This is a genomic window from Mesorhizobium sp. M0119, from assembly GCF_040322615.1.
In the GTDB taxonomy this organism is placed as follows: Bacteria; Pseudomonadota; Alphaproteobacteria; order Rhizobiales; family Rhizobiaceae; genus Mesorhizobium.
On record NZ_JAMYTU010000019.1, the window covers coordinates 71,340 to 91,042 of the forward strand.

General features: G+C 63.0%; 22 protein-coding genes. 12 read left to right on the forward strand and 10 right to left on the reverse strand.

The annotated features are described in order from the left end of the window. Positions 1 to 39: 39 nt before the first annotated feature. Entirely contained in the window at positions 40 to 1,851 is a 1,812-nt protein-coding gene (gene ade / locus NKJ40_RS18875) for an adenine deaminase (RefSeq protein ID WP_352467310.1), read from the forward strand. A 248-nt stretch (positions 1,852 to 2,099) separates the two neighbouring features. Here ade and NKJ40_RS18880 read toward each other — a convergent pair whose 3' ends face one another. The 3 genes from NKJ40_RS18880 to NKJ40_RS18890 form a co-directional block, all read right to left on the reverse strand. After that, entirely contained in the window at positions 2,100 to 3,263 is a 1,164-nt protein-coding gene (locus NKJ40_RS18880) for an alpha/beta hydrolase (RefSeq protein ID WP_352467311.1), read from the reverse strand. Positions 3,264 to 3,390: 127 nt separating this feature from the next. Continuing rightward, positions 3,391 to 4,464: an alpha/beta hydrolase gene (locus NKJ40_RS18885; RefSeq protein ID WP_352467312.1), complete on the reverse strand. Its 1,074-nt coding sequence runs from the start codon at positions 4,462 to 4,464 to the stop codon at positions 3,391 to 3,393. 103 nt (positions 4,465 to 4,567) lie between these two features. Continuing rightward, positions 4,568 to 5,962: a hypothetical protein gene (locus NKJ40_RS18890; protein ID WP_352467313.1), complete on the reverse strand. Its 1,395-nt coding sequence runs from the start codon at positions 5,960 to 5,962 to the stop codon at positions 4,568 to 4,570. Between the two features lie 127 nt (positions 5,963 to 6,089). Between NKJ40_RS18890 and ilvA the strand changes: the two genes are divergently transcribed. Then, positions 6,090 to 7,346, forward strand: a complete 1,257-nt coding sequence (ilvA, locus tag NKJ40_RS18895) for a threonine ammonia-lyase IlvA (RefSeq protein WP_352467314.1) — start codon at positions 6,090 to 6,092, stop codon at positions 7,344 to 7,346. Beyond that, positions 7,343 to 7,915 (forward strand): DUF1697 domain-containing protein, encoded by a 573-nt coding sequence (locus NKJ40_RS18900; RefSeq protein ID WP_352467315.1) that lies wholly within the window; start codon positions 7,343 to 7,345, stop codon positions 7,913 to 7,915. Before ilvA ends, NKJ40_RS18900 begins: the two co-directional genes overlap by 4 nt. A gap of 8 nt (positions 7,916 to 7,923) precedes the next feature. Here the strand turns inward: NKJ40_RS18900 and NKJ40_RS18905 are convergent, their stop codons facing one another. Together NKJ40_RS18905 and gloA are read right to left on the reverse strand one after the other, a co-directional pair. Further along, a complete protein-coding gene (locus NKJ40_RS18905; protein ID WP_352467316.1) occupies positions 7,924 to 8,217 on the reverse strand; it encodes a DUF2218 domain-containing protein in 294 nt (97 codons plus the stop codon). 165 nt (positions 8,218 to 8,382) lie between these two features. Then, positions 8,383 to 8,823 carry a lactoylglutathione lyase gene (gloA, locus tag NKJ40_RS18910; protein ID WP_352467317.1) on the reverse strand — a complete coding sequence of 147 codons (441 nt, stop codon included), beginning with the start codon at positions 8,821 to 8,823 and terminating at the stop codon, positions 8,383 to 8,385. 214 nt (positions 8,824 to 9,037) lie between these two features. Here gloA and NKJ40_RS18915 point away from each other — a divergent pair, with 214 nt between their 5' ends. The 4 genes from NKJ40_RS18915 (at position 9,038) to NKJ40_RS18930 (ending at position 11,512) form a co-directional block, all read left to right on the forward strand. Then, the gene (locus NKJ40_RS18915) at positions 9,038 to 9,634 is read left to right on the forward strand and encodes a cold-shock protein (RefSeq protein WP_502903730.1); all 597 of its coding nucleotides are present in this window, start codon (positions 9,038 to 9,040) and stop codon (positions 9,632 to 9,634) included. 19 nt (positions 9,635 to 9,653) lie between these two features. After that, the gene (locus tag NKJ40_RS18920; protein WP_352467319.1) at positions 9,654 to 10,217 is read left to right on the forward strand and encodes a DUF192 domain-containing protein; all 564 of its coding nucleotides are present in this window, start codon (positions 9,654 to 9,656) and stop codon (positions 10,215 to 10,217) included. 20 nt (positions 10,218 to 10,237) lie between these two features. Continuing rightward, a complete protein-coding gene (locus NKJ40_RS18925; protein WP_352467320.1) occupies positions 10,238 to 11,005 on the forward strand; it encodes an alpha/beta fold hydrolase in 768 nt (255 codons plus the stop codon). Positions 11,006 to 11,140: 135 nt separating this feature from the next. Then, positions 11,141 to 11,512: a hypothetical protein gene (locus NKJ40_RS18930; RefSeq protein WP_352467321.1), complete on the forward strand. Its 372-nt coding sequence runs from the start codon at positions 11,141 to 11,143 to the stop codon at positions 11,510 to 11,512. 39 nt (positions 11,513 to 11,551) lie between these two features. On the opposite strand, the gene NKJ40_RS18935 is transcribed toward NKJ40_RS18930, so the two are convergent. Next, a complete protein-coding gene (locus NKJ40_RS18935; protein ID WP_352467322.1) occupies positions 11,552 to 12,166 on the reverse strand; it encodes an HD domain-containing protein in 615 nt (204 codons plus the stop codon). A 159-nt stretch (positions 12,167 to 12,325) separates the two neighbouring features. Here NKJ40_RS18935 and cysE point away from each other — a divergent pair, with 159 nt between their 5' ends. After that, entirely contained in the window at positions 12,326 to 13,174 is an 849-nt protein-coding gene (cysE, locus tag NKJ40_RS18940) for a serine O-acetyltransferase (RefSeq protein WP_023717455.1), read from the forward strand. A 213-nt stretch (positions 13,175 to 13,387) separates the two neighbouring features. Further along, on the forward strand, positions 13,388 to 13,591 hold the full coding sequence (locus NKJ40_RS18945) for a DUF3126 family protein (RefSeq protein WP_023674799.1): 204 nt from the start codon (positions 13,388 to 13,390) through the stop codon (positions 13,589 to 13,591). A 281-nt stretch (positions 13,592 to 13,872) separates the two neighbouring features. Here the strand turns inward: NKJ40_RS18945 and NKJ40_RS18950 are convergent, their stop codons facing one another. Continuing rightward, a complete protein-coding gene (locus tag NKJ40_RS18950; protein ID WP_352467323.1) occupies positions 13,873 to 14,604 on the reverse strand; it encodes a hypothetical protein in 732 nt (243 codons plus the stop codon). A 121-nt stretch (positions 14,605 to 14,725) separates the two neighbouring features. Between NKJ40_RS18950 and NKJ40_RS18955 the strand changes: the two genes are divergently transcribed. Continuing rightward, positions 14,726 to 15,070, forward strand: a complete 345-nt coding sequence (locus tag NKJ40_RS18955) for a DUF6949 family protein (protein WP_352467324.1) — start codon at positions 14,726 to 14,728, stop codon at positions 15,068 to 15,070. Positions 15,071 to 15,088: 18 nt separating this feature from the next. Continuing rightward, a complete protein-coding gene (locus NKJ40_RS18960) occupies positions 15,089 to 15,637 on the forward strand; it encodes a gamma carbonic anhydrase family protein (protein WP_352467326.1) in 549 nt (182 codons plus the stop codon). 42 nt (positions 15,638 to 15,679) lie between these two features. Here NKJ40_RS18960 and NKJ40_RS18965 read toward each other — a convergent pair whose 3' ends face one another. Continuing rightward, the gene (locus tag NKJ40_RS18965; protein ID WP_352467327.1) at positions 15,680 to 16,426 is read right to left on the reverse strand and encodes an SDR family oxidoreductase; all 747 of its coding nucleotides are present in this window, start codon (positions 16,424 to 16,426) and stop codon (positions 15,680 to 15,682) included. Between the two features lie 30 nt (positions 16,427 to 16,456). Continuing rightward, positions 16,457 to 17,644, reverse strand: a complete 1,188-nt coding sequence (locus tag NKJ40_RS18970) for an MFS transporter (protein WP_352467328.1) — start codon at positions 17,642 to 17,644, stop codon at positions 16,457 to 16,459. 96 nt (positions 17,645 to 17,740) lie between these two features. Here NKJ40_RS18970 and NKJ40_RS18975 point away from each other — a divergent pair, with 96 nt between their 5' ends. Next, a complete protein-coding gene (locus tag NKJ40_RS18975; RefSeq protein WP_352467329.1) occupies positions 17,741 to 18,637 on the forward strand; it encodes a LysR family transcriptional regulator in 897 nt (298 codons plus the stop codon). A gap of 90 nt (positions 18,638 to 18,727) precedes the next feature. Here NKJ40_RS18975 and NKJ40_RS18980 read toward each other — a convergent pair whose 3' ends face one another. After that, positions 18,728 to 19,648, reverse strand: a complete 921-nt coding sequence (locus tag NKJ40_RS18980) for an HNH endonuclease (protein WP_352467330.1) — start codon at positions 19,646 to 19,648, stop codon at positions 18,728 to 18,730. Positions 19,649 to 19,703 lie beyond the last annotated feature (55 nt).

The following is a 19,703-nucleotide window of genomic DNA, read 5'->3' on the forward strand; positions in this document are numbered from 1 at the left end:
CTCGCGGCTTGGCACAGTCGGGCAAAGAGGAGCCTGTTGATGCCGAAGACCGCCAATGCGACGAAACCAAAACCCTGGGCCGAGATGGCGACGCATCTGGTCGATGTTGCCATGGGCCGCAAACCCGCCGATCTCGTCATCCGCAACGGGCGCTGGGTCAACGTTCATTCCGGCGAGATCATCGCCGGCACCGACATCGCCATTACCGGCGGCCGCTTTGCCTATTGCGGGCCGAATGCTGGCCACGCCATCGGCCAGGGCACCAAGGTGGTGGATGCCGGCGGCCGCTATCTGGTGCCGGGGCTTTGCGACGCGCATATGCATGTCGAGAGCGGCATGGTGACGGTGACGGAATTTTGCCGCGCGGTGATCCCCCACGGCACCACCTCGATGTTCATCGATCCGCATGAGATCGCCAACGTGCTCGGCCTTCAGGGTGTGCGGCTGATGCATGACGAGGCGGTCGCCATGCCGGTCAACGTGCATGTCCAGATGCCGTCCTGTGTGCCCTCCGCCCCGGGGCTCGAGCATGCCGGCGCCGAGCTGACCGTCGCCGATGTTGCCGAGGCGATGACCTGGGAGAACATTATCGGGCTCGGCGAGGTGATGAATTTTCCGGGCGTCGCCGCCAACGATCCGGTGATGTCGGGCGAGATCGCCGCGACGGTGAGGGCCGGCAAGACCGTCGGCGGGCACTATGCCTCGCGCGATCTCGGCCTGCCGTTCCATGGCTACGTCGCCGGCGGCCCGGAGGATGACCACGAAGGCACGCGCGCCGAGGACGCCATCGCCCGCGTCCGCCAGGGCATGAAGGCGATGCTGCGGCTGGGCTCGGCCTGGTACGACGTCGCCTCGCAGATCAAGGCGGTGACCGAGAGCGGCCTCGACCCGCGCAACTTCATCCTGTGCACCGACGACAGCCATTCCGGCACGCTGGTGCACGAAGGCCACATGGACCGGGTCGTGCGCCACGCCATCAGCCAGGGCTTGAAGCCGGTGACGGCAATCCAGATGGCGACACTCAACACCGCCCAGCATTTCCGGCTGGAGCGCGAGATCGGCTCGATCGCGCCGGGTCGGCTCGCCGATCTGCTGATCGTTTCCAACCTGGCCGAAATGACCATCGACGAGGTCTATGGCCGCGGCGTCAGGCTGGCCAAGGGCGGCAAGCTCGAAATCGACATTCCGGCCTACGACTATCCGAGGACAGCGAAGAACACCGTCAAGCTCGGCAAGAAGCTCAAACCCGGCGATTTCGACATCGCGGCACCCATGGGCGCCAACGAGGTGCGGGTGCGCGTCATCGGCGTCATCGAGAACCAGGCGCCGACGCGGGCGCTGGAGGCCGATCTTGCCGTCGAGGACGGGCTGGTCGCCATGGACCGCCGCAACGATGTCTGCCAGATCGCGCTGGTCGAGCGCCACAAGGGCACCGGCGGCGTCACCAACGCCTTTGTCTCCGGCTTCGGCTATATCGGCGACTGCGCCATGGCCTCCAGCGTGGCGCATGATGCCCACCACATTATCGTCGTTGGCACCAACAAGCAGGACATGGCTCTGGCCGTGAACCGGCTGGGCGAGGTCGGCGGCGGCGTCGTGCTGTTCTCCAAGGGTAAGGAACTGGCGCTGGTCGAAATGCGCATCGCCGGGCTGATGTCGGATGAGCGGGCGGAAATCGTCGCCGCCAAGGCGGACAAACTCAGCGACGCCATGCGCCAGATGGGCTGCTCGCTCAACAACGCCTACATGCAGCACTCGCTGCTGGCGCTGGTCGTCATCCCGGAGCTCAGGATTTCGGACGTCGGCCTGATCGACGTGACGACTTTTCAGAAGGTCGATCTGTTCGTTTGAAGACCCTTTGAACGCTGGAGGGACAGCGCCCCCCTCTGTCCTGCCGGACATCTCCCCCTCAGGGGGGGAGATTGGCAGTTTCGTCGACAGCGCGTTGTTGTCAAAGTTGGAGATTGGCGAAAGCCGAAAGTGGCGGCCGATCTCCCCCCAAGCGGGGGAGATGTCCGGCAGGACAGAGGGGGGCGCGAAGGATCCCTGCCGTGCGCTTTGTTCCGAACTGACGTTAACAGTGACCGCTCAGCGATCGCTCACCCGCCGGTGGCGATGGTCAGCACCTTGAACGGCGTGGTGATGACGATTTCGGCGACCGAGCCGACGGCCTTGCCGAGGCCCTGGCCGAGATTGTCGAGCTGGGCCGGCGCGGTCTCTTCGGAGGCGAGGCCCGCCGGGGCGCGCAGGCGGTCGCCGAGCAGCTGCACCAGGAACGGGTTGTCGGCGAATTTGGCGTGGTTCAGCCGGTCGCCGCCCTTGGTCTTGGTCAGGTCGACCACCGAGACGCCATAGCTGGCGAGGTCGGCCGCGTCGCCATAGTCGCCGACGCGCGGCTTGTCGCCGGAGATCAGGGTCGACAGCCTGAGCGCCCGGTCGTCGCCCGAAAGCAGCACGGCGAACGGCTTGTCTGGCTTGCCGTAGCGGATCATCTGCTTCTTGAACACGTCGACGTCGATGTCGGGCGAGGCAAGGATGACATAGCCGAGCTTGCCGCCGAGGTCGCGCTCGCCGGTGATGGCAAGCTGGCGCAATGCTTCCATGGTCACCCAGGTTCCCATCGAGTGGGCGATGATATCGATGCTCTTGGCGCGGCTCTTGGCGAGCATGCGCAGCGTCGCTTCGAGATCGTCGCGCGCCGCATTGGCGCTTTCCTTGTCGTAGATGTAGCCGGTGGTCTTGCCGCTCGACGCCCACGAAAACAGCACCGGCGTGCCCGGGTATTTGGTGTCGTGCGCGATCTGCGTCAGCCGGTAGATGCCGTCGTCGAAGCCGTTGTTGAAGCCGTGCACGAAAACCAGCGCGCGGTCGCCGCGCATCGCGATATCGGCGCCGACCGCCTTGGCGAATTGCGGGGCCCCTTCGTAGAAGGTGACGCCGGTCGCCGTGAAATCCTTCGCCGGATTGCTGTTGGCGGAACCTTTGACCCGCTCGATGGCGCCGAGCTGGTGGACTTTGGGCACGGTCACCTCGACGCTGGCAAAGCTGGTGTTCGGCGAGCGGTCGCCGTCGAACACCTGCCGGGGCTCTTTCGTCGCCTTTTGCCGGGTTGTGGCGACGAAGATCTTGTGCGTCGCCGCAATGTCGGCAGCAGGCACGGTGATCGTCGTCTTGTTGAGCAGATCGTGCGTGTTCTGGCCGGCGCAGCCGGTAACCGCGAGCGCGAACGCAACGACGAGAAAGATCTTCGAAGGCACGATCACGCGGGCTCCCGCAAAGGCGACGTCGAGCCGGAGACGTCTTGGCCTATTCGATAGAGGCAGAGGCCGGCACCGTCCAGTTCAAACTGTGGCGCGGCAAGGGTCAATAAATGACTGCCGCGCAATGCAGCTATTGTCCGACCGAGGCGATCCGGTCGGTCACCTCGCGGTCGCTGGCAAACCCGTCATCCTCGCGCAGCTTCTGGCCGATCAACTGCACCAATTGCGGATTGTCGGCGAATTTTGTGTGATTGAAGCGGTCGGCTCCCTTGACGCTGGAGAGATCGACGACCGACACGCCATAGCTGGCGAGGTCGGCGGCGTTCTTGTAGTCGCCGACGCGTGGCCGCGCCCCGGCGATCAGGCCCGATAACCTGAGCGCCCGGTCGTCGTCGGAGAGCAGCAGGATGAACGGCTTGTCCGGCTTGCCGTAGCGGCGCATCTGGCTCTTGAACACGTCGACGTCGATGTCGGGCGAGGCCAGCACGACGTCGCCGAGCTTGCCGCCGAGGTCGCGGTCGCCAGTGATGGCAAGCTGCCGCAACGCTTCCATCGTCACCCAGGTCCCCAGCGAATGGGCGACGATGTCGATGCGCCGTGCGCCGGTCTGCGCCAGCATTCTCAGCGTCACTTCGAGCTGGTCGCGGGCAACGCTGGCGCTTTCCTTGTCGTAGACGTAGTCGGTGGTCTTGGCGCCCGACGCCCAGGAAAACAGCACCGGCGTTCCCGGATAGCCGGAATCATGGGTGATCTGGGTGACGCGGTAGACGGCGTCGTCGAAGCCGGTGTTGTAGCCGTGGACGAAGACCATGACGCGGCCGCCGCGCGCCGCGATGTCGGCGCTGAGCGCGCTGGAGAATTTCGGCTGGGTGTCGTAGCCGACGACCTCGGAAGCCATGAAGTATTTGGCCGGATCGTCCGACTTGCCGCGCGAGCGCCGCTCGATCTGGCCTGTCTTGTGGATGCCGGGGACGGTGACGTTGACGCGGGCATAGTTCAGCGTCGCCGAACGCTCGCCGTCGAAGACCTTGTTGGGATCGTCGGAGCGCTTGCGCGTGGTGGCGATGAAGATCGAGTGGTTGCCGGCGATTTCCGTCACCGGCACCGCCATCATGGCGCTGCCGAGCAGTTCCTCGGTTTGGCGGCCGCCGCAGCCGGCGAGCAGCGCGGCAAGGACAATGATGCAAATCGTCTTCAAGGGCACTTAAACAATTCCACTCCGGCCTAACCAAAGGCCCATCCACCTCCGCCGCACCTCCCGGACAGGCGAAGTGCGGCGGAAGTAAGTCGCAGGCGCCGAAATGCGCTCAGCGCCTAGCGACCGCCATCGCAGTGTTGCGCGAAAGCCAGAACGGCGGCAGGAAGGCCGGGATGTTGGAAAACGGCAGCACTTCCGGCTTCAGCCTTATGCCGAGCACGTCGGTCATGAAGGCGCGGCGCGCCTCGATGCGGCGCCAGGCTTCGGGATAGCGCGCGGCGATCTCTTGGCGCAGCGCCTCGTCGGCCAGCGCGATGCCATCCTCGATGTTGGTCGTGAAGTAATCGGTGCCGGTCGCCGGGATGATATCGACCTGCAAGGCCATGCCCGACTTCAATCTGATGTCGGAGCCGGAAAATACCGGCGAATGCATCCATTCGTCGATATGGATGAGATGGCCGGGATTGAGCGACACGCCGAAGAACGGATCGCCGATGCGCTCGTGCACCGCTTGCCACAACGCGCCGCCGGGGACGCCGATGCCGACCGTCTCGTACCAGTCGACGACGGCGCAGAAATAGGGCGCGACCAGCTTCTCGACATAGTCCTGGATGCCCCTCGGAAGCTCGGCCGCATATTCGACCAGAAACCCGGCGCGGGCGTTGAGCGAGCCCTGGATGCCGTAGGCCATGGTGATCGGGTCGCCGCGCTTGATGACGTCAAGACGCGGGCTTGGTAGGCCATAGGGCGCCCGCTTGCCAGCCGACAGCATCGGGTGGCAGCATTGCGGCAGGCCGTTGATGCCCATCAGCCGCGCCGCCTGCAATTCGGTCATGCCGGGTTCGATGCCTTGCAGCACATTGCGCAGCCCCTGAGAGGAATAGGTCGCGGCGAATTCGAACGCGGCCAGCTGGTCGGCCTCGTTGATGGCGCGCAGGCCGTCGGCAGGGTTCATCAAAAGGTTCGCCGCGTTGACGATCACGCCCCTATCGCCGGCAAGGCTGCGCAACGTGTCGGCGATGAAAGACGGCAGGTCGAGCGTCGTTTCGCCAAAACCGGCATCGCCGGGGCCGAACGGCTTCCAGCCGATGGCGCCGATGCGCTGGCCGGTTTTCAGGCCGCAATCGACGAGGATGTCGGCCAGCGATTGCGAGCGGTCGCGCGGCTGCGCCGGCAGCGAAAACGTCTGGTAGAGCACGCGCTCATACGGTCCGTCGCAGATCTCGGCATAGGCCCAGCCCTCATTGCCGACCAGCAGTTTCGGCGGCTTGCCGGGAACGATGACCAGCAGCGTCTCCTCGAAGCGCGGGTCGTAGCCGCAGAGGTAGGCGACATTGGCCGCATGTTCGCGGTCGCCATAGACGACGAAGGCATCGAACCCGCCGCGCGCGACCAGTGCCGCGATGCGGGCCTCATAGGTGGCGCGCGTAACCAGTGGCATCACCGTCGGCTCGCCGAACTCCGGCAGCGACACGGTTTTCTGGGCCACCGATGCGACAGGCATGAACAGACGCTCCTAACGGCCAACGAGGTTTTGGGGACACCCTTTCGGGGTGGCCGGACAATGGCTTCGCAAGGCCGGATATGCAATAGCGGGACCGAATTCGCCTAGCCTGTGGGGTGCTCTTGCCATGACCAGTTTCTCCTCTCGCGTCGCTGCCGCTGCTGCCGCGATCCGCGAGATCTTTCCTGAAACACCGCTGCAGGAAAACGACTATCTGTCGAAGAAGACCGGCGCGCGGGTGCTGCTGAAGCGCGAGGACCTGACGCCGGTGCGCTCCTACAAGATCCGCGGCGCCTTCAACTTCTTCCGCAAGACGCTTGCCGCCGGCAACGCTGCCGAGCTGTTCGTCTGCGCTTCGGCCGGCAATCACGCGCAGGGCTTTGCCTTCGTCTGCCGCCATTTCGGCAAAAAGGGCGTTGTATTCATGCCGGTGACGACGCCGCAGCAGAAGATCGACAAGACGCGGCTGTTCGGCGGCGAATTCGTCGAGATCAGGCTGTTTGGCGATTTCTTCGACGACTGCTATCGCGCCGCACTCGAATTCACCGAAACTGCCGGCGCCCACATGGTGCCGCCTTTCGACCACAAGGACATCATCGAAGGGCAGGCGACCGTCGCCTACGAGATATCAGGCCAGATGCCCGGCGCGCGCATGGCTGATATCGTCATGCTGCCGGTCGGTGGCGGCGGCCTGGCCGCCGGCGTCACCCATTATTTCGCCGACCAGCACCGCGAGACACGTTTCGTCTTTTGCGAGCCGGCCGGCGCCCCGAGCCTGAGCGAGAGCCTTGCCGCCGGAAAGCGGGTCAAGCTCGCCAAGGTCGACAATTTCGTCGACGGCGCGGCGGTGGCCGAGATCGGCCGCGAGCCGCTGCGCCACCTCAGGGAGTTTGCCGCCGACACCGTGCGGCTGATCCCGGAAAACCGGCTCTGCGCAACCATGATCGAAATGCTCAATGTCGAAGGCGTCGTGCTCGAGCCGGCCGGCGCGCTGGCGATCGATGCGCTCAAGGATTTTTCCAGGAAGGAAATCAGGGGCAAGACCATCGTCGCCGTGGTGTCCGGCGGCAATTTCGATTTCGAGCGGCTGCCGGATGTGAAGGAACGGGCGCTGCGCTTCGAGGGCTTGAAGAAATACTTCATCATCCGCTTTCCGCAGCGGCCCGGCGCGTTGCGCGATTTCCTCGAATTGCTTGGCCCTGACGACGACATCGCCCGCTTCGAATATCTGAAGAAATCGGCGCGCAATTTCGGTTCGGTGCTGATCGGCATCGAAACCAAGGACCGCCGCAATTTCGACCTGCTCAAGGCGAATTTCGACGCCGAGAGTGTCCACTATCAGGACATCACCGACAACGAGACGCTCGCCGGGTTCATCATATGAGCAGCAACGATCTTCCGAACGCTCAGGCGAAGGTTTTTATCGCTCTGTTTTCCGGCATCAATGTCGGCGGCAACCGCATCGTCAGGATGGCGGAACTCAGGTCATTCTTCGAGCAGCTCGGCTTCTCCGATGTTGCCACCTATGTGCAGAGCGGCAACGCCGTCTTCCGGTCGCCAGATGGCGATGCGGCGACGCTGACCAGGCGGTTGGAAGCGGAATTCGAGAAGAAATGGGGGTTCCATTCGCGCATCATGGTGCGCGATCTCGGCTGGCTCGAGCGGCTGGCGGCAGACAATCCCTATCCGGAAGTGGCCGGCGAGCCGACCAAGCTGCACGCCTATGCGCTGGAGCGCCGGCCGACCGCCGAGGAGATCGCTCGGCTGGCGGAAAAATGCACCGGGCCCGAACGCTTCGAGATCAAGGGCGACGTGCTCTACCTGCATGCGCCCGACGGGCTCGGCAAATCGGTCTTTGCCAATCTCATCCCGCGCGTTCTGAAGGTGCCCGGCACGGCGCGCAATTGGCGCACCGTGCTGATGCTGCTCGAGATGGCCAAGGCCGGCGGTTGATAGGTCGTCTACGCGGCCGGAGCGCGTTGCCAGTCGAATGCCAGCTCCTCACGGAAGGCGAAGCGCTTGATGTGCTCGGCGACGACCGTTTCCAGGCGCTCGAGCGAGCCGGCTTCATCGGTCGTCACTGCAATGTGCAGCGCTGCCGGGTCGGCATCGAGAACCGTGCGGCCGAGCGTCAGATCGATGGTGCCGTGGTTCGGGTCGAATTCGACGGGAAACTTGTGCGCCCAATGTTTGCACAGCTGCTGCAGATAGCGGCTGGCATGTTCGGTGGCGACATCGACTTGGCTGGTCGGCATAAATGAATTCTCCTGGAGCCTATTGGACTTGGCGAGCACCTATTGCATGAAAAGCGCCAGCCTTCGCGGACAGGCGCCACGCCGGTTAGATAGGCGCCTGCCGTGAAAACCAAAGGCGGAGGGACGTATCGGCCCGGCTACATCTGCTCAACATGGCGTGATCGGTTACCAGCTGCCGGTGTTCGGCATCGACGCCCAGGGCTCGGTCTTCGGCTTTGCCGGGCCTTTCTGCAACAGCTCGATCGAGATGCCGTCCGGCGATTTGACGAACGCCATGTTGCCGTCGCGCGGCGGCCGGTTGATGGTGACGCCATTGTCCATCAGCCGCTGGCAGGTGGCGTAAATGTCGTCGACCTCATAGGCGAGATGGCCGAAATTGCGGCCGCCCTTGTAGTCTTCCGGATCCCAATTGTAGGTCAGCTCGACCAGCGGCGCCTTTTCGGAGATGCCGCTTTGCTCGTCTTCAGGCGCGGCGAGGAAGATCAGCGTGTAGCGGCCTTGCTCGCTTTCATGGCGGCGCACTTCCTTGAGGCCAAGCTTGTTGCAGTAGAAATCGAGCGAGGCATCGATGTCGGCGACGCGGACCATGGTGTGCAGATAGCGCATGATTTCCTCCTTATATTGCGTTGCGGCGCAACATAGGGGCGGCCCGGCCAAAGGGCAATTGGCCACGCTTGCCGGCGCCGGCAAATGACAAATCCGCTATTCCTGTACGGAACCGTGAAAAAAGGCACGTCAGGTCTTGCACACACCGGAAGCCGCGGTGTTAATCTGATACCAAGAATCAGTTGCAGTGTTTCTTGAAAAAGGGGGCGTTCTTATGGGGGAAAAGGCCTCTTTCATGGGGCGGGACGGGGCCGGTAACGATGCGTTGAAGCGGGATGAGAGCGCCGATACGGCCGATCTCGTCGAAATCGCCGGCGCCATCAAATGGTTTGACGTGGCCAAGGGCTACGGTTTCATCCTTCCCGATGATGGTTCTTCGGGCGACATCCTCCTCCATGTGACGTGCCTTCGAAAGGACGGTTTTCAGACCGCCCTGGAAGGCGCCCGCGTCGTCTGCCTGGTCAAGCAGGGCGAGCGCGGGCTGCAGGCCTTCCGCGTGCTCTCGATGGATGTCTCCACGGCGGTGCATCCGGCGGAGATGCAGGAGCAGCGCACCCATGTCGCGGTGACGCCGGAAAGCGGCCTCGAACGGGCGCTGGTGAAATGGTTCAACCGCACCAAGGGGTTCGGCTTTCTGACCCGGGGCGAGGGCACCGAGGACATTTTTGTCCACATGGAGACGCTGCGCCGCTACGGCATCACCGAACTCCGGCCGGGCCAGGTGGTGCTGGTCCGCTTCGGACGCGGCGACAAAGGCCTTATGGCTGCCGAAATTCATCCCGATATGGGTACCTTGCCGGTCTCGCATTAGTTCCGGTCGAGGATTTCATATGGCTCACAGGAACCGGCTGACGGCGGGCGCGCTCTGCGCCGGGATTTTCCTCATCGTCGCCACAAGTGCGTTCTTCTATTTTCAGCAACCGAGTTCGGCCGACGGCAAGGCGATGATCCTTCCCGTCGACCCGGCGCCGCTTGTCGCGGTGACGAAGGCCGGCGAGCGTTCTTTTTCCGTCGAAATTGCCGACACGCCCGCCGAGCGCCAGGCTGGCCTGATGTTTCGCCGCCACATGGCCGACAATCACGGCATGCTGTTCGTCTTCGGTGCGCCGCAGGATGTGAGCTTCTGGATGAAGAACACGCCGATGCCGCTCGACCTGGTCTTCGTCGGCCAGGACGGCCGGATCCGGGCGATCAAGCAAGGCGAGCCGCAGTCGGAGGCGATCATCTCGCCGGACGAGCCGGTGCGCTTCGTACTCGAGCTCAAGGCAGGCACCGCCGCCAAAAAGGGCATAAAGGACGGCGACCTGCTACGTCATCCGGCCATCGGCACGGCGCCGGGGCCGGCGATGCCGCCGCCCGACAAGGGCGATGCGCCGAGTGTCGATTCCGACTGAACGGGCAGGATCTCCGGCCGATGCAGTTCTTCTCCCATGACGGTTTCGACCTTGCTTTCCTTGACCGCCAGCCGGCCTCGGGACAGGGCGACCCGGTGCTGATGATCCACGGCTTTGCCTCGAGCCATTACGTCAACTGGGTGTCGCCCGGCTGGTTCAAGACGCTGAACGATGCCGGCTACCGTGCGATCGCGTTCGACAATCGCGGCCATGGCTCGTCGTCGAAGAGCTATGAGGAAGCAGACTACACGCCGGCAAAAATGGCGTCCGACGCTTCAGCGCTTTTGAACCATCTCGGCATCGAACGCGCCCATGTCATGGGTTATTCGATGGGCGCGCGCATATCGGCCTTCCTGGCGCTCTCCAACCCGGAGAAGGTGGCGACGCTGGTCTTCGGCGGTCTCGGCATCGGCATGGTCGACGGCGTCGGCGACTGGGATCCGATAGCCGACGCACTTCTGGCCGAGGACCCGGCAGGCACAAGCGACCCGCGTGGCCGCTCGTTCCGCGCCTTCGCGGACCAGACTCGCAGCGATCGCCGGGCGCTCGCCGCCTGCATCGCCACCTCACGCGAATTGCTGAGCGAGGCCGACATTGCCCGCATTGCCCAGCCGACGCTGATCGCCGTCGGCACCAAGGACGACATCGGCGGCTCGCCGGATGAACTCGCCGCCTTGATGCCCAACGCCAAGGCGTTTCACATCGAAGGCCGCGACCATATGCTGGCGGTCGGCGACAAGACCTTCAAGCAGCGCGTGCTGGAGTTTTATGCCGAGCATCCGCTTTGATGGATGGCTCCCCAAAAGCGGCCATTGGGCCTGAAGCTGGGGTTCTTAGCGGTTTTGCAACGATACAGGAGTAACTAAGCGTGACGCGTGGATCGGTTCAACCCCGCCACGCGCTAAACGAGGGCAGGGGGAACGATGGCACAATGGGGAAGAAGCGACGCCGCTTTGCCGGGCGTCGTTACGAAAAGCACGTTCGGCGAATGGTCCGTTGTTCTAGCGCTGGCCGCATTGGCGACAGGGGCAATTGCGATCACCGCGTTGATAGCAATGCCGAGCGACGCCTCCCCACTGCTCCAGAACAGTGCGACGGGCTTCTTCGCTGCGGTATTTTTTCTGGCCGGGCCTTTGGCACATCTTACCGGCGCGGTCTTCGGGCTGATGGCGCTTGGGCGCCAAAACGACAATCGTGTGCTCGGCCTGGCTGGCATCGTGGTCAACGGCGCGTCGCTGGCGGCCGGGGTGTTCATGTTGTGGGCAATGGCATCGACTTTTGGCGCATTCAGCTGATTTCGGACAAATATCCCGGACGCAAGCGAGCGACGCGAACTACGATCCGCCCAGGCTGTGCCCCAGCGCCTGGAGCGAGCGTGCAATGTTTTGCCTGGCCCGCGTTTCGAAGCGCCGGCGGAATTCCTCGCTATGGAAGATATGTGGGCGGGCGACGAAGCCCTTCAGGACTGCGGCACGGCCGGCCCGCCACATCGGCTCATCGACCCACTGATATTCGCTGCGGACCGCCTGTTCATAAGCGTCGAACACGTCAGGCGCGGCACCCAGGACCGCCAGGTCAATGTCGAGGAACAGCGCGGCGTCGCGAACGGAATGCTGGTCGCCAAGGGGCGGCAATTCGTGGCCGGCGGTGGCAGTGATCATCGCCGCGATGCGGCCGAGGCGTTGTGCATCGGTGCGACCGGCAAGCTTTTCCTCGGCAAATGCGGCACTCCTCGCCTCATTGTCCTTGGCGCGGCTGTCGTAGATCGCGTCGTGGAACCAGATCGCCGCTTCGACTGCTTCAGGATCATGCAGCAACGCCTTGTAATCATTGGCTAGCGCCAGCATCGCCTCGATGTGGCCAAGATCGTGGTAGTGGCGATCTTCGGCCTCATAGAGCGCGGAAAGCTCGCGCTTCAGGGTCTCGTCCATCAAGGTTGCGTTTTCCATGGCTGCTTGAAATTCCGCCAACCAAATCCATTTGACGAAGCACTAAGGAAAATTGAGTTCACCCGTGCTATGATCTGGCTTATAGGTGCGGCCGGAGAATAGGCAAGCCGCCAACCGAGACATTGGATGGCCGAGACATTGGATGGCCGGAGACATCAGATGAACAGCGTTACGATTTCCCGTCCCACCAGGGTGCAGCCGGTAGATCCGATCTGGCGTTCGATCCGCGACGAAGCGATGGAAGCGGTCAATCGCGATCCGCTGCTGGCGGCGTTCCTCTATTCGACCATCCTCAATCAGGAAAACCTGGAAGAAGCGGTTATCCACCGGCTGGCCGAGCGCCTCGCCCACCAGGACATCGGCTCCGACCTCATCCGCCAGACATTCAAGGCGATGGCGGCCGACGACAAGGACTGGTCGACGACGGTGCGAGTCGACATCCAGGCCTATTACGACCGCGATCCGGCCTGCGACCGCTTCATCATGCCGGTGCTCTACTTCAAGGGTTTTCATGCCATCCAGACGCACCGGCTGGCGCATTGGCTGTGGAACCAGGGCCGCCAGGATTTCGCGCTGTATCTGCAGAGCCGGTCGTCCTCGGTGTTCCAGACCGACATCAATCCGGCCGCCCGCATCGGCAAGGGCATCTTCCTCGACCACGCCACCGGCCTCGTCGTCGGCCAGACGGCGGTGATCGAGGACGACGTGTCGATCCTGCACGGCGTCACACTGGGCGGTACCGGCAAGGCCGGCGGCGACCGTCATCCCAAGATTCGCTACGGCGTGCTGATCGGCGCCGGTGCCAAGATCCTCGGCAACATCGAGATCGGCCATTGCTCGAAGATCGCGGCCGGCTCGGTGGTGCTGTCGCCGGTACCGCACAACAAAACGGTTGCCGGCGTGCCGGCCCGCGTCGTCGGCGAGACCGGCTGCGACCAGCCTTCGCGGCAGATGGACCAGCTGTTGCCATCGCAGACGATGGACCACGTCGTCAGCTTCGACATCTGAGCGCTCGGGCAGGGGGCTGAATTCCTGCCCCCCTATGCCGGCTTGCCTTTACATGGCCATTGTCGACGTGCCAGAAGCGCGCTCACCAATGCATGTCGCCCAAAAGTGCCCAGCGGTTTGGGGATAGCGACATGCATGAAGCAAGATTTAAAGCGCGTCGCATCGTCTCTTCAGACGCGACGCGCTTTAGCAAGCGACGATCGGAGAAGACTGTTGAAGCCGGACGAAATCAGAAAGCTGGACGCCTATTTCAAGCGCACCTTCCAGAACCCCAAACTCGAAGTGAAGGCGCGGCCGCGCAAGGAAGATTCGGCCGAGGTCTATGTCGGCGACGAGTTCCTCGGCATCGTCTTCAAGGACGAGGACGACGGCGATTATAATTTCTCGATGGCGATCCTCGACATCGATCTGGCCTGACCCGGAAATTTAGCTGGCCACCACGCCTCAAGCGCAGCGGCGGTACGGAACCTTGCAAGACGCCGGCGGGACAGCGCCCCCCTCTGGCCTGCCGGCCATCTCCCCCACGAGGGGGGAGATTGGCAGCTTCGGCGCTGCGCTCTCCCTGCACCATTGGAGATTGGCGAAAAGCCAGTGTGACGGCCGATCTCCCCCCTCGTGGGGGAGATGCCAAGTGGTCGTAAAGAGGGCAGGACAGAGAGGGGCGCGAAGGATCGCTACGGAACGGCTCGTTTCGTTGCTTACCGCCCAGTCTTCAGTACACGCGCTGCCTCGCCCGAAATCGCCGCGTCGAGCGCCTGCCAGTCGCCCAGGAATTCCCGGGGGAAGCGGTAGGTAAGGCTGAGATTGTCGCCGACCAGGATGTCACGTTCGCAGGGCGCCAGCGATTCGTCCGCGCTCGGGCCGCTCAGGCAGCGTGCGACGAACGGATCCTTGCCGGTTCGGTCGGCGACCGCCAGCACTTCGTTGAGATAGCCTGATTTTTCGCTGAAGGCGTAAAGCGTGGTGCCGCCAGGGCCGGGCGTACCCGGCTTGGTGATCAGCGCGCTGTAGATCGGCGCGAAGCGGCCGCTCATGTCGCGCGACATCATCTGCGGCTCGAACGACAGGAAGACGATGTCCTTGCTAGGTCCGGTGTGGTTGAAGTCGTTGCGGGCAGCCTCGCTGTAGCCGTCCATCTCGGGATAGCGCAGATAGAGGTCGAGCCGCGAGGCGATGCCGTCGCGCCGGGCCTGGGCAAAGCGGATGACATTGGCCGGCACGGCGATGACGTTGTTGCCGATGACGACCTTGTGGATCGTGGTGTCGTCGGTGTACCCGGCCATGGCGATCGAGCGGCCGAACCATTTGCCGCCGAGGCTGATCGCCACCGAAAGCAGCGCCAGCGTCGCGAACGCATAAAACACCCGCTTCATCAGCGTCGAATCGACGACGCTGAGTTGCGGGCCCTCAGTGGCGGCTGCCTGCTTCATCGCGATCCTCGTTTTGCCGTCCCATCGGGTGTGCCCGAGCGGCACATCTCGGCTCGGCACGGCTCTTGCTACGCAGCTTTTGCACGCGACTGTGCGATTTCATGGTAAACGGAGGGTAAAGATGGGACCGGTCGAACAAATCATATTCAGTTTTATGGCTGGGCTGACGGCTTGCGGCCTGGCCGGATCGGCTATGGAGCTGGTCGCCGGCCGCAAGCTTGCCTTCGTCCAGCCCTATGTGTCGTCGAAGCACATGCTGCGCTCGCTCGCCGCGGCGGCTTGCGCCGGGCCGCTGATGTTCGCCAACGAGGCGCTGGACGCCTGGCGCGAGCGTCGCATCTCGGTGCTGGGGCTGATCTCCTGCGGCTGTACGGCGACCATCTGGGCGCTGGCGCTGGGCATGGTGGTGATCGCCATTGCGTCGTGGGCGGCTTCGCTTCTAGGGTCTGGCGGCTTGTCGGTGTGAGACGATCTGGAGACAGCGATGCCGATCTACGCGATTGACGGAAAAGCGCCCGCCTTCGAGGACGCCGACAGCAACTGGATCGCGCCCGACGCCACTCTGATCGGCAATATCAGAATCGGCCGCAATGCCGGCTTCTGGTTCGGCGTCATCGTCCGCGGCGACGACGAGCCGATCGTCATCGGCGCCGACACAAACGTGCAGGAGCACACAATCATGCACACCGACGCCGGCTTTCCGCTGACCGTCGGCCAAGGCTGCACGATCGGCCACCGTGCCCTGCTGCATGGCTGCACGATCGGCGACAACAGCCTGATCGGCATGGGCGCCATCGTGCTGAACGGCGCGAAGATCGGCAACAACTCGATGGTCGGCGCCGGTGCGCTGGTCACCGAAGGCAAGAAATTTCCCGACAATTCGCTGATCGTCGGCTCGCCCGCGCGCGTCGTCAGGATGCTCGACGAGGCCGCAATCGCCAGGCTGCGCGCCTCGGCCGCGCATTATGTGGCCAACGGCAGGCGGTTCAGGGCGGGACTGAAGGAAGAACAATCGGCGATGCTCATGAAATAACGGAGCCGGCCTTGGGATGCCGAAAGCATAGCTCCTTCCAAGTCAAACCGGCTGGGCGGTCGGCCGGAACAAGATCTCGTTGATATCGACGTCGTCGGGCTCGTTGATCGCGAAGGCGACCGCGCGGGCAAACGTATCGGGCCCCACGGCGATCTTGCTCACGAAGTCCCTGGTGCCCTGCTGGATATCCTGCTCGCTGATGTGCTCGAGCAACTCTGTGCTGACAGCGCCCGGCGAGATTACCGTGGTACGGATATTGTAGGGTTTCACCTCTTTCCGCAGACCCTCGGACAGCGCACGCACGGCGAACTTGGTGGCGCAATAGACTGCCGCACCCGGGTCGACCACATGGCCGTAGACGGACGAGACATTTATAATGTGCCCCGATCGCTGTTCCTTCATGTACGGAAGTGCGGCCGCGATGCCGTAAAGGACGCCCTTGATGTTGACGTCGATCATCCGGTCCCATTCGTCGACCTTGAGCCGTTCGAGCGGGGCCAACGGCATGAGGCCCGCATTGTTCAGCATCACGTCGATACGGCCGAATTCCCGGACCGCCGTGTTCACCAGATGCTGGACCTGGCCGCCGTCGGTGACGTCCGTGGTGACGGCCTTGGCATTGTGCCCAGCGGCGGTCAGTTCCTGGACAAGGGCGTCGATGCGGTGTGACCGGCGTGCACCCAGGACCACGGAAGCGCCTTGTGCGGCAAGATGGCGTGCCGTCGCTTCACCGAGGCCACTGCTGGCACCGGTGATGACGACGACCTTGTTCTCGATTCCTTCAGACATGAGATACTCCTAGACAAGAATTGAAAGAGTTCAGGTGCGGGGGCCGGCCGAGGCGGCGAGCAAGGCCGAGCCCGTGAGCAGGACGGCGGCGAGAAGAAAGGCGCTCCACCAGCCGGCCACGTCGAACAGCAGGCCTCCTGCGATAGCGCCGCCCGCGATCGCGAGCTGGATCAGGGCGACCTGGAGTCCGCCCCCGGCCTCCAGGTCTTCAGGGATGAGGGTGGTCATCCAGGTGTTCCACGCCACCGGGATCGGGGTCGCGAACAGTCCCCAAAGAACCAGCAGGCCGGCCGTAGCGCGTGCAAACGGTCCAAAGGCAATCAGCAGTAGAGCGAAGACCGCGAGTGCACTCGGCAGCCCGATCAGCACGGCTGTGAGGTGCCGCCGGAGTATGAAGCCGACGATCGACAGTCCCGCCACGCCACCGAGGCCGACGCCCAACAAAGCCATTGAGAGGGTGTTCACCTCGAGGCCCGTCACGTTTTCCAGAAACGGCCGCAGATAGATCGAGAGCGCGTTCTGCCCAATGAAAGCGAGCCCGGTCGCGCCCATGCCGATGGCGAATCTGCGATTCCGCAGCAGGCCGAACATGCTCGACACCGAGGCGGCCTCCATCGGTGGCATCTTCGGGAGAACGGCCAACTGCCACACGAGCGCCGCGAGCCCGATAGGGACTGTGACGAAAAAGGTTCCCCGCCATCCGATCAGCGATCCGAGGAAGCTGCCGACGGGCGCAGCGATCACCAATGCGAAGGCGGTGCCGCCTTGGAGCAAGGCAATGGCCTTGGGCAGATCGGGTCCCGCGGCCAGGCGGGCCAGAATGGCCGTCGAAAGTGACCAGAAACCGCCGATCGCGATGCCGACCAGCGCCCGCCCGGCCAGGAAGACCAGGAAGTTGGGAGCAAGCGCCACCGCCAGGCTCGATGCGGCCAGCACTGCCGTATAGAGCAGAACCACCGTCCGTCGATCGACGTTTCGCAACAGCGAGTTGCCGAAGAGGCTGGTAACCACGGCGAAGAATCCGGATACCGCGATTGCCTGGCCTGCCTGACCCTCGGAGACGGCCAGATCCTGAGCGATCGGGGTGAGCAGGCTCACCGGCAGGAACTCCAGTCCAACCAGAAGGAAGGTCAGCAGCGACAGGCAGACCACCGCAGACCATGGGGTCGTCCCGCTGTCAGCAGCAGTGGCCTCGTCCAGCACAAAATCAATGGTCATGAGGCAATCTCCTGTCCGTTCCCGAACTAAGTAGTCGGGCTAGTCAAATGCGACTAGCGGGTATAATTTTTATGTGGTTGTGAATGAGGCTCATCAATGCCACGCGACGAGTTCGCCGAAATGCGCGCGTTCCTGGAGATCACCCGGACGCGGAGCTTCACCAGAGCAGCCGCCAAGCTCGGCGTCACCCCTTCGGCTCTTAGCCACACCATCAAGTCGCTGGAGTCGCGGCTTGGCGTCCGTCTTCTGTCTCGCACCACGCGCGACGTGGCCCCGACGGCGGCCGGTCAACGCCTCAAGGAAGGCATCGAACCGCATTTCGAAGGGATCGCGGCTGAGGTCAGCGCTCTCGGCGTCCTGCGCGACAGGCCGTCCGGCAACATTCGCCTGGTGTGCACCGACGATTCGGTCGACATTGTCTTCCGCGCCCGGTTGCCAAAGTTCCTGAGCGACTTCCCTGATATCAAGGTCGAGCTGGTGGTCGATAACGCCTTCACCAACATCGTCGAGCGCCAGTTCGACGCCGGTGTTCGGCTGGGCGAGTCCATTGCCCGGGATATGGTAGCCGTGCGCATCGGAGCCGACGTGACCTACACTGTGGTCGGCTCACCCCGTTACTTCGCCCACCGGTCACCGCCTGAGACACCGCAGGAGCTGACCGACCATAACTGCATCAACTACCGGCTGCCGACGTCAGGATCGGTCTATGCCTGGGAATTGCGGGAAGGAGCGCGCGAGTTCAGTGCTCGAGTCGAGGGACAACTGACGCTTAATAACATGGGGCCGGCGATCCAGGCCGCGCTTGACGGTGTGGGCTTGGCCTATCTGCCGCGCGAACTCGTCCTTCCACACATTGAGAGTGGCCTTCTCCAGGAAGTCCTGACCAAATGGTGCCCGACGTTCCAGGGTTACCACCTGTACTATCCAAGCCGACGCCATCCCTCGCCGGCGTTTTCCGCCTTTGTCGACGCGTTCCGTATCAGGGGCAAGTAACGAGGTTTTCGACGGCGAACGACAGATCGTATCTCACAAACGGTCGTGCGACAGCGCACCTAACGATCGAGCCGGTCAGTATGATGCTCATTAACCGAGGTATCGGCTCTCATTGTGCCAGCGCAGCGCCGCCGCATCCGGTTGCTGGCTCTTGTTGGCCGGGAGTGAGATCTCTGATCCGTGCAGTTCGTAATAGTGCCGACCATTTTCAAATTCCTCTCGGATCCGACCGCTAACCTCAAATCGGTGGTCTTGCGACACTGTGACATAACCCTGATCAAAGAGGCTGTGGATGTCCCGTCGCATGAGGATTCCATTGCTTGCAGAGTGTTCGCCGCCATCCGCGTAAGGGCGAATATGTGCTGCTTCCAGAGCTGGTAACGTGCGCTCCTTGGTTATGGCGCAACGTCTTCCGTACAAGTCTGTCACAACGAGGCGAAATGCTCCCTGACCAAGCCGTGGTCGGATCAACGTCGGCTCCCCGTAGCGTACGGGTTCGGAGAAGCCCGTGGATTCAATAGCTGGTGCCATCGCATCTTGAACGCTTTCCCAAAGGGCCCTGCCTTCTGCTTCGTCTGTACCGTATCCTCGAAATGACACAAGGTTTCTTGCCCAAGACACAGGAGGAGGAAACCACCGGCTCTCGGGCAGAAAAAAGGGCTGTGTCAGTATTCGGCAACCGATCTCCACCGGCCCTGCTGTAGCCGGGTCCATTTTTCGGTAGCGAAGAATGCGAGTTCGCATTTCGGCAAGGCCGGTCACGCCATTCGCTACCCCGAAGGCGTCCCAGGCGAGTGACAGCGGCATGATCGTCGATGAAGCGAAGATGCCACCACCAACGATCATGTTGATAGGATAATGCAGTTTGAACAGGAACAACTCGCCCGGTTCCAAAGCTCGGAATGATTTTGGCGAAGGCGACCAGAAATTGACTTCAGTAAGCTCCGGTTGACGGCGCAACTGATTGAACCAGTCGCCATCCGTTACAGCTACCGCGATCGTGACCGCCATTGAGACCCCCATCACTATCATGCAGCGTAGCGCATGGTGATCTCAACACCATACA